The organism is Actinopolymorpha sp. B11F2, from assembly GCF_040195635.1.
Lineage (GTDB): Bacteria > Actinomycetota > Actinomycetes > Propionibacteriales > Actinopolymorphaceae > Thermasporomyces.
Window position 1 is genome coordinate 160,190 of record NZ_JBEFTX010000006.1, and the last position, 14,830, is coordinate 175,019.

Sequence of the window (14,830 nt, forward strand, 5' to 3'; positions counted from 1 at the left end):
CGCGCGGCGTAGGGAAAAGGGAGGGGCGGCCACGGATGACCGTGGCCGCCACTCCTCTGCGTGTGAGCAGTGTGGGTGACTACTCCTGGGTCGTGGCGGTGATCGTCGGCAGGTCAGGCACGGCAGCCTTCGGCGTACCGCGGAAGGTCAGCGTCGCCGCCTTGCCCTCGCCTTCGACGTCGACCAACACGATCTGGCCAGGCGTGAGCTCGCCGAACAGCAACTTCTCGGCCAGTGCGTCCTCGATCTCGCGTTGGATCGTCCGGCGCAGCGGCCGGGCGCCCATCACCGGGTCCCAACCACGCTTGGCCAGCAGCTGCTTCGCCGGCTGGGTCACCTCGATGCCCATGTCCTTGTTCTTCAACCGGTTCTCGACCTCGGCGATCTGCAGGTCGACGATCTCCAGGACCTCGTCCTCGGTGAACGGCGGGAAGACGATGATCTCGTCGACCCGGTTGAGGAACTCCGGCCGGAAGTGCTGCTTCAGCTCTTCCTGCACCTTGTTCTTCATCCGTTCGTACGAACCACGGTTGTCCTGGGCCTGCGAGAACCCGAGGTGGACACCCTTGGCAATGTCCTTCGTACCGAGGTTGGTCGTCATGATGATGACCGTGTTCTTGAAGTCGACGACCCGACCCTGGGCGTCGGTGAGCCGGCCTTCTTCGAGGATCTGCAACAGCGAGTTGAAGATCTCGGGGTGGGCCTTCTCGATCTCGTCGAAGAGGACGACCGAGAACGGCTTGCGCCGCACCTTCTCGGTCAGCTGGCCGCCCTCGTCGTAGCCGACGTAGCCAGGAGGCGAACCGAACAGCCGCGAGACGGTGTGCTTCTCGGAGTACTCGCTCATGTCGAGTGCGATCAGCGCCGACTCGTCACCGAAGAGGAACTCCGCGAGCGTCTTCGACAGGTAGGTCTTACCGACGCCGGACGGTCCGGCGAAGATGAACGAACCGCTCGGCCGCTTCGGGTCCTTCAGGCCCGCCCGGGTCCGCCGGATCGACTTCGCCAGAGCGTGCACTGCGTCTTCCTGGCCGATGTAGTGCTTGTGCAGCTCATCCTCCATGCGGAGCAGGCGCTGCGACTCCTCCTCGGTGAGACGGAAGACGGGGATGCCGGTGGCGATCGCGAGGACCTCGGCGATGAGCTCCTCGTCGACCTCGGCCACGACGTCCATGTCGCCGGCCTTCCACTGCTTCTCCCGCTCGGCCTTCTGCGCGATGAGCTTCTTCTCCTCGTCGCGCAGGGAGGCGGCACGCTCGAAGTCCTGAGCGTCGATCGCGGCTTCCTTGTCACGCCGGACATTCGCGATCCGCTCGTCGAACTCCCGCAGGTCAGGCGGCGCGGTCATCCGCCGGATCCGCAGCCTCGAGCCGGCCTCGTCGATCAGGTCGATCGCCTTGTCGGGGAGGTAACGGTCGGAGATGTAGCGCTCGGAGAGCTCCGCCGCGGCCACGATCGCCTGGTCGGTGATCGTCACCCGGTGGTGCGCTTCGTACCGGTCGCGCTGGCCCTTGAGCATCTCGATGGTCAGGGCGATGGACGGCTCCTGCACGTGGATCGGCTGGAACCGGCGTTCGAGCGCGGCGTCTTTCTCGAGGTATTTGCGGTATTCGTCGAGTGTGGTCGCGCCGATGGTCTGCAGCTCGCCGCGGGCCAGCATCGGCTTGAGGATGCTCGCCGCGTCGATCGCGCCCTCGGCGGCGCCGGCACCCACGAGCGTGTGCAGCTCGTCGATGAACAGGATGATGTCGCCGCGGGTGCGGATCTCCTTGAGGACCTTCTTCAGGCGTTCCTCGAAGTCACCGCGGTAACGCGACCCGGCGACGAGGGCGCCCAGGTCGAGGCTGTAGATCTGCTTGTCCTTGAGCGTCTCGGGCACGTCGCCGCGGACGATCTGCTGGGCGAGGCCCTCGACGATCGCGGTCTTGCCGACGCCTGGCTCTCCGATGAGCACCGGGTTGTTCTTGGTACGCCGGGACAGCACCTGCATGACCCGCTCGATTTCCTTCTCCCGGCCGATCACCGGGTCGAGCTTGCCCTCGCGTGCACCTTGTGTGTAGTTCCGCCCGAACTGGTCCAGGACGAGCGAACCCTGCGGCGAACCCTCGCCACTGCCACTCGCACCGGCGCTCGCGGTCTCCTTGCCCTGGTAGCCCGAGAGCAGCTGGATGACCTGCTGGCGGACCCGACCGAGGTCGGCACCCAACTTGACCAGCACCTGGGCAGCCACGCCCTCACCCTCGCGGATCAGGCCGAGAAGGATGTGTTCGGTGCCGATGTAGTTGTGGCCGAGCTGGAGGGCCTCGCGAAGGGACAGCTCGAGGACCTTCTTGGCCCGCGGCGTGAACGGGATGTGCCCGCTGGGCGCCTGCTGACCCTGGCCGATGATCTCCTCGACCTGGGCACGGACGGCCTCCAGCGAGATACCGAGGCTCTCGAGCGCCTTGGCGGCCACGCCCTCGCCCTCGTGGATCAGGCCCAGAAGGATGTGCTCGGTGCCGATGTAGTTGTGGCTGAGCATCCGGGCCTCTTCCTGGGCCAGGACGACAACCCGCCTCGCGCGGTCGGTGAACCTCTCAAACATCTTTGCTCCCCGGGCTGGAGACGGCTCGAGGGGTCGGGACGAATCCCCGGCCCCTGCGTTTCATGCTAGACCCCACCGACGACCTATCCCGATCCCACCAGGTTTCGACATGAGATCAATCGGCTGCGGGCTGTGAACAGTACGCAACATGCAACCGTCAGGTCTTCCTACTCTGTTCCCTGAGTGCCGCATCTGACGAGGTGTTACGCCCGAAGCGAACACCGGAAGTACCCCGCATGCCGCGGATGGCGTAACGCTCCGTAAGCCGACGTCCCTCACATGAACGTTCAGGGAGGTACGACAAGGCCCCCAAGGACGATCCTCAGGGGCCTTCGCGTCTTACCAAGGAATGTCACTCAGCGTAGACATCAATGACGCCTTGTTACGATCCCGCCTTCATCCACTCAATCCCCCCAGGCATCTTGGGATCGTCGGAAGCGGATGGTGCGGCGCATCCTAGGTGATCTCAGGAAGTGGGAAGCAAACCGTCGTCAGGATCTGCCCGGCTCAGGCCGTGGAGCGACGCCACCGGGCGGAACCACTTGCCGGCCCTATCGGCGGCCCTTCTGGTAAGCCTCGATGATCTCGGCCGGAATCCGACCACGGTCACTCACGTCATAACCCTGGTCCTTGGCCCAAGCGCGGATGTCCGCGGTTTCGGGCTTGCGGGCCGCACCACGAACCGGCTTGGCGGCCCGACCTCGAGCAGCGCGTCCACCAACCCGGCGGGCGGAGCCGACGTAGGAGCCAAGTTCCTTCCGCAGCTTCGCGGCATTCTTGGCGGAGAGATCGATCTCGTAGGAGACACCGTCAAGCGCAAACTTCACGCTCTCCTCGGCCTCCGACCCATCAAGGTCGTCGATAAGAACGACGTTAGTCTTTGTCGCCACTACGGGGTTCCCTTCTCGAATACTCGCGGGCTGGCACAACAATAGAGCCAAATTGGGGCTCGGGCAAATGGGGAATAGCTACTTCATTGCACTATCTCAGGTGGCATCGGGGAAGCGACCAGCGAATGACAGGGACCTCGGAAAGCTGCCGCCCAATGCGACGCCGCCAAACCTGCCGACCGTGGCGTCCGCTGTTCAATCGAGGTGGCGACATCGCCGAAACACGTCCGCAATGGGTCCTGACGCAATGCAGCCGATCCATTGCGTTTCGAGTGCGGTAGCCACCTGCGCTCCCGGAGCTTCCTCAGAACTCGGGCTTGACCAGGGGGAAGAGGATGGTGTCGCGAATGGAGCGGGTGCCGGTCAGCAGCATGACCAGCCGATCAATTCCCAGGCCCATGCCGCCAGTGGGTGGCATGCCGTATTCGAGGGCACGCAGGAAATCCTCGTCGAGTTGCATCGCGTCCGGATCGCCGCCAGCGGCCCGGATCGACTGCTGGAGGAGTCGCTCGCGTTGTTCGACCGGATCGACGAGCTCGGAATATGCCGGTGACAGCTCGACTCCCGCCGCTATCAGGTCGAAAGCCTCGGCGAGGCGCGGGTCCTTTCGGTGTGGCCGGGCGAGCGGGCGTACGTCGGCTGGATAGTCACAGACATATGTCGGCTCGACGATCGTGTGCTCGACGAGCTTCTCGAACAGCTCCAGCACGATCTCGCCCGATGTCCAGCCGGGTTGCAGGGCGACATCGAGCCGGTCGGCGTACCGCCGCAGCTCCGGCTCCTTCGTGTCCGGCGTGATCTCTTCGCCGACCGCCGCGGAAACCGCCTCATGGACGGGAAGCCAGCGCCATTCGGACTCGAGGTCGATCTCTCCACCCTCACCGTCTGGTACGACGGTGGACCCCAGCGCCCTGGCGGCATCGAGGATCAGGGTGCGGACGAGTTCGGCCATCGTGTGATAGTCGCCATATGCTTCGTACGCCTCGAGCATCGTGAACTCCGGCGAATGCGTGCTGTCGAGGCCCTCATTGCGGAAGTTGCGTCCGATCTCGAAAACCTTGTGGACGCCGCCGACAACCAGTCGCTTGAGGTACAGCTCGATCGCGATCCGCAGGTAGTACTCCCGGTCGAACGCATGGAAATGGGTGGCGAACGGCCGGGCCGCGGCACCGCCGTGGATGGCCTGCAGCACAGGCGTCTCGACTTCGACATAGCCACGTGCGGTGAGAGTGTTCCGGATGGACGCGGTCGCGGTCGACCGGGCGAGCAGCTGCTCGCGCGCTTCCGGCCGGGCGATGAGGTCGAGATAGCGCTGCCGGACCCGGTGCTCGTCGGACAGTTCCTTGTGTTCGACCGGAAGAGGCCGGAGAGCCTTGGCGGCGATGAACCACCGCGTGGCGGCAACCGAGAGCTCACCACGCCGGCTGGTGATGACTTCCCCCTCGACACCCACGTGGTCACCGATATCGACCTGGGACTTCCAGTCGGCAAGCGACTCAGCACCTAGCCGGTCGAGAGAGACCATGGCCTGCACCTCGGTGCCGTCGCCGTCACGGAGCCTCGCGAAGCAGAGCTTGCCGGTGATCCGGAGGAAGATGACGCGGCCGACAACGGTCACCGTTTCACCGGTCGAGTGGTCCGGCGGAAGGTCGTGGAACCTCGCGCGAAGCTCGGCGAGTGTATGCGTACGTGCGATGGAGACCGGATAGGGATCGATGCCGCGTTCGATCAACCGGGAACGCTTGTCGCGCCTGATCCGCATCTGCTCCGGAAGATCGTCTTCTCGCGCAGGATCAGCCGCAGGCGTTTCGGTCATGGCTTCCCAGATTATTAGGTACGAAGAACACCGTGCTTATCGGGGTGGCCCGGCGAACGAAGCTCGCCACCACAATGCCGGATGGCCCACAATGCCGGATGGCCCACAACGCCGGGCCGCCACAATCGGGGTCAGCACAATCAGGGTCACCACAATCGGAGCCGATGGTACGCCGTCGGCCTCCCGGCCGGATGCGCACGTGGCCACGCGGCTGTGAGAGGCTCATCACCTGCCGAACCGAATGTCCACTCCGAACGCCGACTCGAGAAGTAGGTAGGCCACCAGTGACCTTCGCCCTCGTCGGACACCGCGGCGCCTTGGGACTCGAACCCGAGAACACTCTTCGTTCCTTTCGCCGTGCGGTCGCCGAAGGAGCCCACGCGGTCGAGCTCGATCTACGCCTCACCAGTGACGAACACCTGGTGATCCTGCACGACGCCGATGTCGAGAGGACGACCGACGGAAAAGGGCCGATCGCGGCCATGACCCTCGACGAGGTCAAGACGCTCGACGCGGGAGCGGGCGAGAAGATTCCCACGTTCGCTGAAGTGTTGGACGACATCGACCTACCGCTGCAGGCGGAGATCAAGGCGGCCGAGGCCTGCCGTCCGGCCCTCGACATGATCCGCGGACGTGGCCTCGCCGACCGGATCACGGTGACGTCGTTCTCCGCCGAGACCATCCAGGAGACGCGCAGTTATCTCCCGACCATGAAGACAGGACTCATTGCGTCCCACGCGCGCCCCGAACTCGTCGAAAAGGGCCGCTCCCTCGGCGTCAGCGCGGTGTGTCCCGGACTGGCCGAACTGGACGAGGAATTCGCCAGGACGTGCCACGCCGAAGGGTTCGAGGTCTACACCTGGCCGGTCAACGATGCCGACGGGCTGCTCCGCGCCCTCCGGGCGGGTGCCGACGCCGTGACGACGGACTTTCCCGACGTACTCGTGAACGCCACGCGGCACGTTCCCGAGGTACGTGATCTTCTCGCCGGCCGGGCACCCACGTCCTGAGCAGCACCACGGGCGGCCCGGAAACGGCACGAATCCGCCCGCCCCGCCCAGGCGGGACGTACGCATTCACCGCGGCACGTCGCGGATTTACCAGAGCGTGTAGCCGCCGTCGATGACGAGGACGGTTCCAGTCATGAACGACGACGCGTCACTCGCGAGATAGACGACACTCGGCGCGATTTCCTCCGGTACGGCGTACCGCTGCATCGGGGCGTCCTCAATCCAGTGCTTGCGGAACTCCGGCCGGTCGACGGGAGCCATCTCGGTTTTGACATATCCCGGAGCCAACGCATTGACCCGGATATTGTGCGGCGCCCACTCGGCGGCGAGGGACTTGGTGAGCTGGTGCACCGCCGCCTTCGACGCGTTGTAGGCCGGCTGCCACTGCGGGCGGTTGACGATGAGTGAGGAGATCGAGCCGATATTGACAATGGCTCCACCACCGGACGCGATCATGTGGCGGGCGGCGACCGTGCTGCACAGCCAGACACCGTGCAGGTTGACGTCGATCACCCGGTGCCATTCCTCGTCGGGCACGTCGAGGGCCGCGCGGTGAACACAGTCACCGGCATTGTTGACGAGAATGTCGATCCTGCCGAACTCGGCGATCACCGCGTCGGTCATGCGTTCGACATCGGCGCGCTGGGTGATGTCGGCGGCCACTGCGAACCCGCGGACCGACCGTTCGGTGATCTCCGCCACGACCTTGCTCGACCGGCTGGCATCACGCGCGGCGATCGCGACGTCTGCGCCCGCTTCGGCGAGTGCGAGCGCGAACGCCCGCCCCAGGCCGCGGTTGCCGCCGGTGACCAGAGCGGTCTTGCCGGACAGGTCGAACGCCTTCAGAACGCTCACTCTCGCACCTCCAGGTAGAGATCCGTGGCCCCGACGGGAGTCGCCGGCCGGTCAGATTCGGTGGGGCGACTCAGATCGGTTCGACTCGGATCGGCGGGCGACTCATTCTCCAGGTCGGTTGCGCTCATAGACCAGACGGAGTCCATGCAGGGTCAGCCAGGGCTCGTGGTGATCGACGGTGCGGCACTGCTCGATGACGAGCGGCGCGAGGCCACCGGTGGCGACGATCGTGACGTCGTCGAGGGTGAGGCCGAGTTCGGCAACCATACGCTCGACAAGTCCGTCGACCTGGCCAGCGAAACCGTAGACGGCGCCGGACTGCAGGGCTTCGACCGTGTTCTTGGCGATCACCGTGCGGGGACGGAGCAGCTCAACCCGACGCAGTTGGGCGCCACGGCGGCCGAGGGCTTCGAGCGAGATCTCGATGCCCGGCGCGATCGCGCCGCCGATGTACTCACCCCGCGCGCTCACGACGTCGAACGTGGTGGCGGTGCCGAAGTCGACGACGATGCAGGGTCGGCCGTGGCGTTCGAAAACCGCGAGCGCGTTGACGATCCGGTCTGCGCCCACTTCCCGCGGGTTGTCCATGAGGACCGGGACGCCAGTACGTACGCCCGGTTCGACCACCACGCCGGGCACGTCCGCGTAGTACCGGCGCAGCATTTCGCGCAGTTCGTACAGGACCGCAGGCACAGTGGAACAGACCGCGACCCCGGTCACACCGCCCGGCCCCACACCGGATCCCTCGGCTGACGTGGAAGTTGGCGTCGATGCTGGGCCCGCACCCGGCGGCGCGGCGGAGGTTGCGGCCGAAGCCGCGGCCGTGCCCGACCGGCCGGCCAGCAGCCCGGCGACCAACACGGCCAGTTCGTCGGCCGTACGCCGGTCATCGGTGGCCACTCGCCAGTGATCGACCAGCTCGGCGCCGGCGAAGAGGCCGAGCACCGTCTGGGTGTTGCCGACGTCGATCGCGAACAGCATCGGCCGTCGCCTTTCCTCGCGTGAGTGTCCAGTCGGGGAGGTACGAGGGACAAGGCGCATACGGCTGCCCCCGGCTCCGCCACCTTACTTGTCCCCGGGCAAGCACCGGCGTCTCTGCCACCACTCGTCCCTCTGCCACCACTCGTCCCTCTGCCACCACCGGCACCTCTGCCGACGACCACCGGTTCTCCTGCCCGACTGTCATCCGGTCATCACCGGTCGACCGATCATGTCCCGAGCCGTGAAACTCGCGTCCGGGGGTCACAATGGGTACAGGTCCGCGGTTCGGATGAGGGACAGTGAACGAAGGGGGGCGCTCATGAGCGGCGACTGGCATTCCATGCGGGCGTCCCACGCTGACCGGGAGCGCACCGCCGACGTCCTCAAGGCTGCGTACGCGGAAGGTCGGCTCGACGACGCCGAGCATCGCCGCCGGCTTGACCTTGTGATGCGGGCACGTTCCTACGGCGAGTTGCAGCGCCTGGTCGCCGATCTGCCGGCGGGTCCACTGCCGTTCCCCGCAGGAAATGCCCGGGCGTCCTATCCGGACGTCCCCCGTTATGCCACGCAGGCGATGAACCCGTGGGCGCACTACACCCCTCCCACCGCCCGCCCGACCGACGACCTGGCCAAGGCGTCGGTGATCCTGGCCGTGATCTCGACGTTCACGTGCGGTCTCACGGCGGTCCCCGCCATCGTGACCGGCCACATGGCGCTCTCCCGGATCAGGGACAGTGGCGATGACGGCCGCGGCATGGCGATCGTCGGGCTCTGTGTCGGATACTCCGCGGTCATCGGAACCCTGCTGGTGATCCTCTTCGGCGTCGGCATCTTCAGCTCCTTCTGACGCTCGCCTGGCGCTCCACCGCCCGCCGCCACTGCCACCCGCCAGGTCATCCCCCTGGTCGGTGACCGGACTCCCCCCGGCGGCTCACCCCGAATGCCGGACTTGCGGTGGGCCGGAGAAGCCAGGCACCGCAGATCGCGGCCAACTCGTCCGCTGCACTGCACAATGGCAGGAGGGGAGTGTTCCGCGGTCGCCTCGACGCGGCATCCCATCTCGACCCGGGCTGGGGGTGAGATGAGCACGGACTGGCAGTCCATGCGGGCGTCCGACGCTGATCGGGAGCGTGCGGCCGACGTGCTCAAGGCAGCCGTGGCCGAAGGCCGCCTCGACTGGGACGAACACCACGAACGCCTCGATCTCGTCATGAGGTCCCGTACCTACGGCGAACTCCACGGCCAGATCGTGGACCTGCCGGTGGGGCCCCTTCCGTTCCCGACACAGCTGCCCGCGCCCGGTGCGCCCGATGGATCCGGAACGCCGAGTATCCCCCTTCCGCCAAGGCCCGGCGTCCCCGGAATATCCGGTGGGACCTCGGGTGAGGGCACGGGGTACGCCGGTCGGTTGCCTGCGCCCCACGATGAGACCGTCGGTCGCTCAGCGGCCCTTCCGAGTCCCCGGATGCCGCCACCAGCACCGCTGGCCAATCCCTGGGCAAACTACGTGCCCGCACCTGTCCGCGTCACCGAGCCGCTCGCCAAGGTCTCCATCGCGTGCGCCATTCTCGGCCTGTGCACGTCCGGTATGAGCGCGGTGCCAGCCATCGTGACGGGCCACCTCGCGCTTGCCAGGATCCGGCGTACGAACGACGACGGGGCCGGACTTGCGGTGACGGGACTGGTCCTCGGCTACCTGGAACTCGCGTTCGTCGCGTTGTGGTTCATCCTGGTCATTCTGTTCAACCTCGGCTGAGGCAGGCAGCTCACCTTGTCCGAAGGATCGGATCCCCTCCGGCGCTCAGCATCTTCGGACAGGTCGGGCGGCAGGGTGAGCAAGGTGACTAGGGTCGCGGCCGTGGAGACCGGAATTCCAGGGTGCGCGGGCTCCGGCTGCTGGCAAACCTGGCGGGCGGCGACCGCGGAAGCGCTCTACGGTCCGAGCGGTTTCTTTCGTACGCACGTACCGGCGCGGCATTTCCGGACCTCGGTTCACGTGTCGTCCGCGTTCGCGGCAGCACTGGTGCGGTTGGCGCGTGCGGCGGGCCTCAGGACGGTCGTCGACGTCGGTGCCGGGCGGGGCGAGCTGGCCCGCACACTGCACGAGCTCGCGCCGGACCTCACCCTCGTCGCCGTGGAGATCGCCGAACAGCCGGACGATCTGCCCGCGGAGGTGACGTGGACGGACGCCGTACCGCCCGGTATCGACGCTCTCGTCGTGGCGAACGAATGGCTGGACAACGTCCCGCTCGACGTGGTCGAGGTGGATCCCGATCATGTCGTACGCCAGATCGAGGTGAACGTCGAAACCGGTGAGGAACGGTTCGGCTCACCCGTTTCTCCCGCGCAGGCCGGCTGGCTACGCGAGTGGTGGCCACTTGCCGGCGCACCGCCGGGCACGAGGGCGGAGATCGGGGCGCCGCGGGACTCCGCGTGGGCGGACGTCGTACGCCGGTTGCGGTCGGGCCTTGCACTCGCCATCGACTACGGGCATCTGCGCGAGAGCCGGTCCGCGGTCGGGACGCTCACCGCCTATCGCGCGGGGCGGATGGTGCCTCCGGTACCCGACGGGTCATGCGACATCACCGCGCACGTGGCGGTCGACGCGGTGGCCTACGCAGGGGAGCATTCGGGCGGCGCGGGACGAGGAACGGCGCTGACCAGCCAGCGAGCCGCGCTGGGTGTGCTCGGCGTCCACGGTGGCCGTCCGCCGCTGACAATGGCCCACACCGATCCTCAGGCGTACCTCGCCGCCTTGTCACAGGCGAGCGAAGCGGGCGAGTTGGTCGACCCCGCAGGTCTCGGCGGCTTCTGGTGGCTGCTGCAGGCGAAGGGTGACGCGGAACTGCCACCCGGCTTCGTGAGCTCCCACCCGGGTTAGCACCATTCCCACCCGGCTTAGCGAACTCCCACCGGGCTTAGCGAACTCCCACCCGGCTTAGCGAACTCCCACCCGGCTTAGCGAACTCCGCCCGGCTTCGTGAAGTCCCGCCCTGATCCGGGACCGTGGCCCGCCGAGCATGATCGTGAAGGAAAACCGGCTCATACGCCCGCAAATCCTTCATGATCACGATCATGATCACGGGTTGACTGCATCCAGCGTTCGGGGCCGGCGATCTGGCGGGCCCGGCGCGAACGTTCGGGCTGCTTCTCGGCGAGCTCCCGAGCGACGGCGCTCGAGCGATGGATCGCGACCGCGTTGACCGGACCCACCGGGGTGTCGACATGGACGTTCGCGAGCCCCAGGCGACGCTGGAGCGGACCCTGCGTCACCCGGACGCTCTGCATCTTGGCGTGGGGCACGACGGCGGTACGCCTGGTCAGCCAGCCGGCATCGGTGACGAAGACCCGCTCGTCGGTGCCGTGGCGAAGGTAGCGCCACCCGATGGGACGCAGCCAGCGGGCCGACCGCGGCGCCACCATGCGTTCGACCTCGTCGGTATCGACTCCTGGCAGCACTCGCTGCAGGAGCGCGCGGGCCACCGGCCACGGCGCGACTGGCAGCAACGTCGAGGACGTCTGGTTCCCGTTCGAGCCCTTGCCGCCGTAGCCCGCCACGTCGACCGAGAGTTTCACCCACGTCTTGGGCCGCCACAGCAGCTGCTGCTCGATCTCGACTCCCTGTACCCGCCCCGGCGGCACCGTCTGCGCCCAGGTGTCGAGCATGCCCTTACGGATCCGCAGACCGTCGGGCGACTCGCTCACGGTGAACCCGAACTCGCTGATGAACTGCCGCCACACCACACCGAGGCCTCCCAGCGCCCATGGGAGGAGGAACGCGAGCCCGACGACCTCGCCCAGGACGGTGGACGTGATGGCGACGGCGACGAAGCCGAGCGCCGCAGTGAGGAACGGCGCACTCACGACCGTGGACGCGAGGAGCACGCCAGGGGGTACGGCGACCAGTCGGCGTTCCGGCGCTTCGGGGGTGTCAGCGTCGAGGCCGGCGGCCCGGGCGAGCAGCTCGGCCCGCAGCTGTTGCGCACCCGGCTCGGTCAGGTAGGCGAGCGGCGCCTCCGTCTTGCCGCCGCCGGCCACCTCGAGCCGAAGTTCTGCGACCCCGAGCAGGCGGGCGAGCACGGGACGCACGATGTCGACGGCCTGCAACCGGTCGATCCGAATTCTCCGCGAACGCCGGAACAGAAAGCCGCTCTCGATCCGGAGCTCGTCGCCCTCGATCCGGTACTTCGTGAACCACCACGAGAACGACCCCAGCACCACGCCGAGAACCAACGCCGCCGCGAGCTGGATGCCGAAGAGTCCGAACTCCAGCTGGCGTACGGCGTCCTGGCCGATGACCGCCACGGCGATGGCGAAGTACTTCCAGCCGTTGAGTACCGGCGTCACCGGATGCAGTCGGCGGAGCTCGGTCACCGTCGCGCTGAGGTCGGGCTCGAGCTCCAACGCGGGTTCCGAACGCACCCCGTCGGCCTCCCGCGGTCCCACCCGTGTCCCCTCCCCGTCGGCCGACCCTGAACCATCGGCCGACCCTGAACCATCGCCCGGGCGCGGACCATCGGCGGGCCGTGGACGATCGGCCGCACCCGGACCATCGGCCAACCGTGGACCATCGGCCGACCCGTCGGCGGCACCCTGCGCACCAGGGGTCGTCGGCATGTCGGCTGCCCCCGGCTCACCGTCGGTTCGACCCGGCTCCCACTCGGGCATCGCGTTCCTCGCGTCCGTCAAGCTCACAGTCCAGTCGCCCGCGCCTCGCCGAGTGCGGCCAACCGGTCGCGCAGCCGCTCCGCCTCGTCCGGTGTCAGCCCTGGAATCTCCGCGTCGGTCGCAGGTGTGGCCGTGTGCAGCTGGACCTTCGCGATGCCGAACTTCCGCTCCACCGGACCGGCGGTCACGTCGACGAACTGCATCCGTCCGTACGGCACCACGACCAGCGTCTTGAACAGCACTCCGTGGGTGACGAGCAGATCGTCACCGCGCTCTGCGTACCCCCACGAACGCCAGTTGCGGTCGATCAACCACCACGCCCAGCCGAAGAGGGCCGCGGCCGCCACGATCACCCCTCCGGCCAGCCGCCAGTCGACGACGATCCCCACGGCGATCGCGGCGGCCAGGCCGCCGAAGCCCAGCCAGAATGTCAGGAGTGTCCGCCGTACTGTCCGCAGTCGCGGCGACACGGCCTGCCAGCGCTCGCCCGGCGGCGCGAACAAGGTGTCCATAGCAAGTGAGGCTATCCGGAGTGCGCTGTGCAAGCATGGACGCCGTGACGACCGAGCGGATAGTGAGTCTCGGCGCGGGTGCCGCCGGCCTCCCCACACCATTGTCGTCGTACGAACGCGAGTCCTACGACAGTGACTTGTACGAGCGTGGTGGCGGCGACGAGCTCGCCACCCAGGACATGGTGCTGAACATCGGGCCGCAGCACCCAGCCACCCACGGCGTACTCCGGCTCCGCCTCACCCTCGACGGTGAACGCATCGTCACCTGCGAACCCGTGATCGGCTACATGCACCGGGGCGCAGAGAAGCTGTTCGAGGTCCGCGACTACCGCCAGATCATCATGCTGGCCAACCGGCACGACTGGTTATCGGCGTTCTCCAGCGAGCTGGGTGTGGTGTTGGCCGTCGAACGGATGCTCGGCATGGAGGTCCCGGTCCGGGCGGTCTGGGCGCGCATGCTGCTGGCCGAACTCAACCGCGTCCTCAACCACCTGATGTTCCTCGGCAGCTACCCCCTCGAGGTGGGCGCGATCACGCCGGTGTTCTACGCGTTCCGGGAGCGGGAGACGCTGCAGCAGGTGATGGAGGAAATTGCCGGCGGTCGGATGCACTACATGTTCAACCGGGTCGGCGGGCTGAAGGAGGACCTGCCGGCCGGCTGGCTGGACCGCGCGGCCGCCGCAGTCGCCGCGGTGCGTGGGCGGCTGCCGGAACTGGAGAACCTCGTCTTCGGCAACGAGATCTTCGCCGCCCGTACCCGCGGTGTCGGGGTCGTCTCGCCCGAACTCGTGCATGCGTACGGCATCTCCGGTCCCATCGCGCGGGCCTCCGGAGTCGATGTGGACCTGCGCCGCGACGAGCCCTACCTCGCGTACGACGAGCTCTTCGCCGCCGGCGGTCCTGGGCGGGTGGTCACGGGTTCTGAGGGCGACTGCTTCGCTCGGTTCTCCGTACTCCGCGACCAGGTTCATGTGTCCCTCGACCTCGCGGAGGCCTGCATCGATCGGCTGCGGTCGCTGGCTGCCGGGCCCGTCAACGTGCGCCTGCCGAAGATTCTCAAGGCGCCGGAGGGTTCGACGTACGCCTGGACCGAGAACCCCCTCGGGCTCAACGGCTACTACCTCGTCTCGCGCGGGGAGAAGACGCCGTGGCGGATGAAGCTGCGGTCGGCGTCGTTCAACAACATCGCCGTGCTTCCCGAACTCGTGCCCGGGTGCGTGGTCGCTGATCTGGTCGCGATCCTCGGTTCGATGTTCTTCGTGGTCGGCGACATCGACAAGTAGCACGCCCGCGGCATCGGATCGGCCACGCTGGTGACTGGACCGGTCGCACGGTCCGAGCGTGGGATCGGTCGCGTACCCCGGGTCGGCCGGTCGACAGCGAGGCCATACGACAGCGAGGCCATACGACAACGGGGCCATACGACAGCAAGGCCGGGCGACAGCGAGGCCGGGCGACAGCGAGGCCAGACGACAGCGAGGCCAGACGACAGCGAGGCCAGACGACAGCGAGGC

General features: G+C 67.3%; 12 protein-coding genes. 5 read left to right on the forward strand and 7 right to left on the reverse strand.

Translation table 11 applies throughout. From position 1 onward, the window contains the following. Positions 1 to 79: 79 nt before the first annotated feature. The 3 genes from ABN034_RS13505 to lysS all read right to left on the reverse strand — a co-directional run bounded on the left by ABN034_RS13505 (position 80) and on the right by lysS (position 5,290). A complete protein-coding gene (locus tag ABN034_RS13505; RefSeq protein ID WP_349330008.1) occupies positions 80 to 2,584 on the reverse strand; it encodes an ATP-dependent Clp protease ATP-binding subunit in 2,505 nt (834 codons plus the stop codon). A gap of 551 nt (positions 2,585 to 3,135) precedes the next feature. Further along, complete coding sequence (locus ABN034_RS13510; RefSeq protein WP_349330007.1) at positions 3,136 to 3,474, reverse strand: histone-like nucleoid-structuring protein Lsr2; 339 nt, start codon at positions 3,472 to 3,474, stop codon at positions 3,136 to 3,138. Positions 3,475 to 3,778: 304 nt separating this feature from the next. Beyond that, positions 3,779 to 5,290 carry a lysine--tRNA ligase gene (gene lysS / locus ABN034_RS13515; protein WP_349691342.1) on the reverse strand — a complete coding sequence of 504 codons (1,512 nt, stop codon included), beginning with the start codon at positions 5,288 to 5,290 and terminating at the stop codon, positions 3,779 to 3,781. A 284-nt stretch (positions 5,291 to 5,574) separates the two neighbouring features. Here lysS and ABN034_RS13520 point away from each other — a divergent pair, with 284 nt between their 5' ends. After that, positions 5,575 to 6,300, forward strand: coding sequence for a glycerophosphodiester phosphodiesterase (locus ABN034_RS13520; RefSeq protein WP_349691343.1), 726 nt, complete (start codon positions 5,575 to 5,577; stop codon positions 6,298 to 6,300). 87 nt (positions 6,301 to 6,387) lie between these two features. Here the strand turns inward: ABN034_RS13520 and ABN034_RS13525 are convergent, their stop codons facing one another. Together ABN034_RS13525 and ABN034_RS13530 are read right to left on the reverse strand one after the other, a co-directional pair. Further along, a complete protein-coding gene (locus ABN034_RS13525) occupies positions 6,388 to 7,155 on the reverse strand; it encodes an SDR family NAD(P)-dependent oxidoreductase (RefSeq protein WP_349691344.1) in 768 nt (255 codons plus the stop codon). A 102-nt stretch (positions 7,156 to 7,257) separates the two neighbouring features. Next, positions 7,258 to 8,136, reverse strand: coding sequence for a type III pantothenate kinase (locus ABN034_RS13530; RefSeq protein ID WP_349691345.1), 879 nt, complete (start codon positions 8,134 to 8,136; stop codon positions 7,258 to 7,260). A gap of 319 nt (positions 8,137 to 8,455) precedes the next feature. On the opposite strand from ABN034_RS13530, the gene ABN034_RS13535 reads away from it, so the two are divergent. The 3 genes from ABN034_RS13535 (at position 8,456) to ABN034_RS13545 (ending at position 11,017) form a co-directional block, all read left to right on the forward strand. Then, on the forward strand, positions 8,456 to 8,983 hold the full coding sequence (locus ABN034_RS13535) for a DUF1707 and DUF4190 domain-containing protein (protein ID WP_349691346.1): 528 nt from the start codon (positions 8,456 to 8,458) through the stop codon (positions 8,981 to 8,983). A gap of 234 nt (positions 8,984 to 9,217) precedes the next feature. Next, positions 9,218 to 9,892 carry a DUF1707 and DUF4190 domain-containing protein gene (locus ABN034_RS13540; protein WP_349691347.1) on the forward strand — a complete coding sequence of 225 codons (675 nt, stop codon included), beginning with the start codon at positions 9,218 to 9,220 and terminating at the stop codon, positions 9,890 to 9,892. Positions 9,893 to 9,976: 84 nt separating this feature from the next. Next, positions 9,977 to 11,017: an SAM-dependent methyltransferase gene (locus ABN034_RS13545; protein WP_349691348.1), complete on the forward strand. Its 1,041-nt coding sequence runs from the start codon at positions 9,977 to 9,979 to the stop codon at positions 11,015 to 11,017. Between the two features lie 161 nt (positions 11,018 to 11,178). Here the strand turns inward: ABN034_RS13545 and ABN034_RS13550 are convergent, their stop codons facing one another. Then, the gene (locus ABN034_RS13550; RefSeq protein WP_349691349.1) at positions 11,179 to 12,582 is read right to left on the reverse strand and encodes a PH domain-containing protein; all 1,404 of its coding nucleotides are present in this window, start codon (positions 12,580 to 12,582) and stop codon (positions 11,179 to 11,181) included. A gap of 245 nt (positions 12,583 to 12,827) precedes the next feature. After that, positions 12,828 to 13,316: a PH domain-containing protein gene (locus ABN034_RS13555; RefSeq protein WP_349691350.1), complete on the reverse strand. Its 489-nt coding sequence runs from the start codon at positions 13,314 to 13,316 to the stop codon at positions 12,828 to 12,830. A 35-nt stretch (positions 13,317 to 13,351) separates the two neighbouring features. Between ABN034_RS13555 and ABN034_RS13560 the strand changes: the two genes are divergently transcribed. Then, entirely contained in the window at positions 13,352 to 14,599 is a 1,248-nt protein-coding gene (locus tag ABN034_RS13560; RefSeq protein WP_349691351.1) for an NADH-quinone oxidoreductase subunit D, read from the forward strand. Positions 14,600 to 14,830 lie beyond the last annotated feature (231 nt).

Excerpts from the sequence above, each read along its gene's own strand:
- ABN034_RS13530 (WP_349691345.1), bottom strand. The coding sequence starts at position 8,136 with ATGCTGTTCGCGATCGACGTCGGCAACACCCAGACGGTGCTCGGCCTC.
- ABN034_RS13540 (WP_349691347.1), top strand. The coding sequence starts at position 9,218 with ATGAGCACGGACTGGCAGTCCATGCGGGCGTCCGACGCTGATCGGGAG.
- ABN034_RS13535 (WP_349691346.1), top strand. The coding sequence starts at position 8,456 with ATGAGCGGCGACTGGCATTCCATGCGGGCGTCCCACGCTGACCGGGAG.
- lysS (WP_349691342.1), bottom strand. The coding sequence starts at position 5,290 with ATGACCGAAACGCCTGCGGCTGATCCTGCGCGAGAAGACGATCTTCCG.
- ABN034_RS13555 (WP_349691350.1), bottom strand. The coding sequence starts at position 13,316 with ATGGACACCTTGTTCGCGCCGCCGGGCGAGCGCTGGCAGGCCGTGTCG.
- ABN034_RS13505 (WP_349330008.1), bottom strand. The coding sequence starts at position 2,584 with ATGTTTGAGAGGTTCACCGACCGCGCGAGGCGGGTTGTCGTCCTGGCC.
- ABN034_RS13560 (WP_349691351.1), top strand. The coding sequence starts at position 13,352 with ATGGACGCCGTGACGACCGAGCGGATAGTGAGTCTCGGCGCGGGTGCC.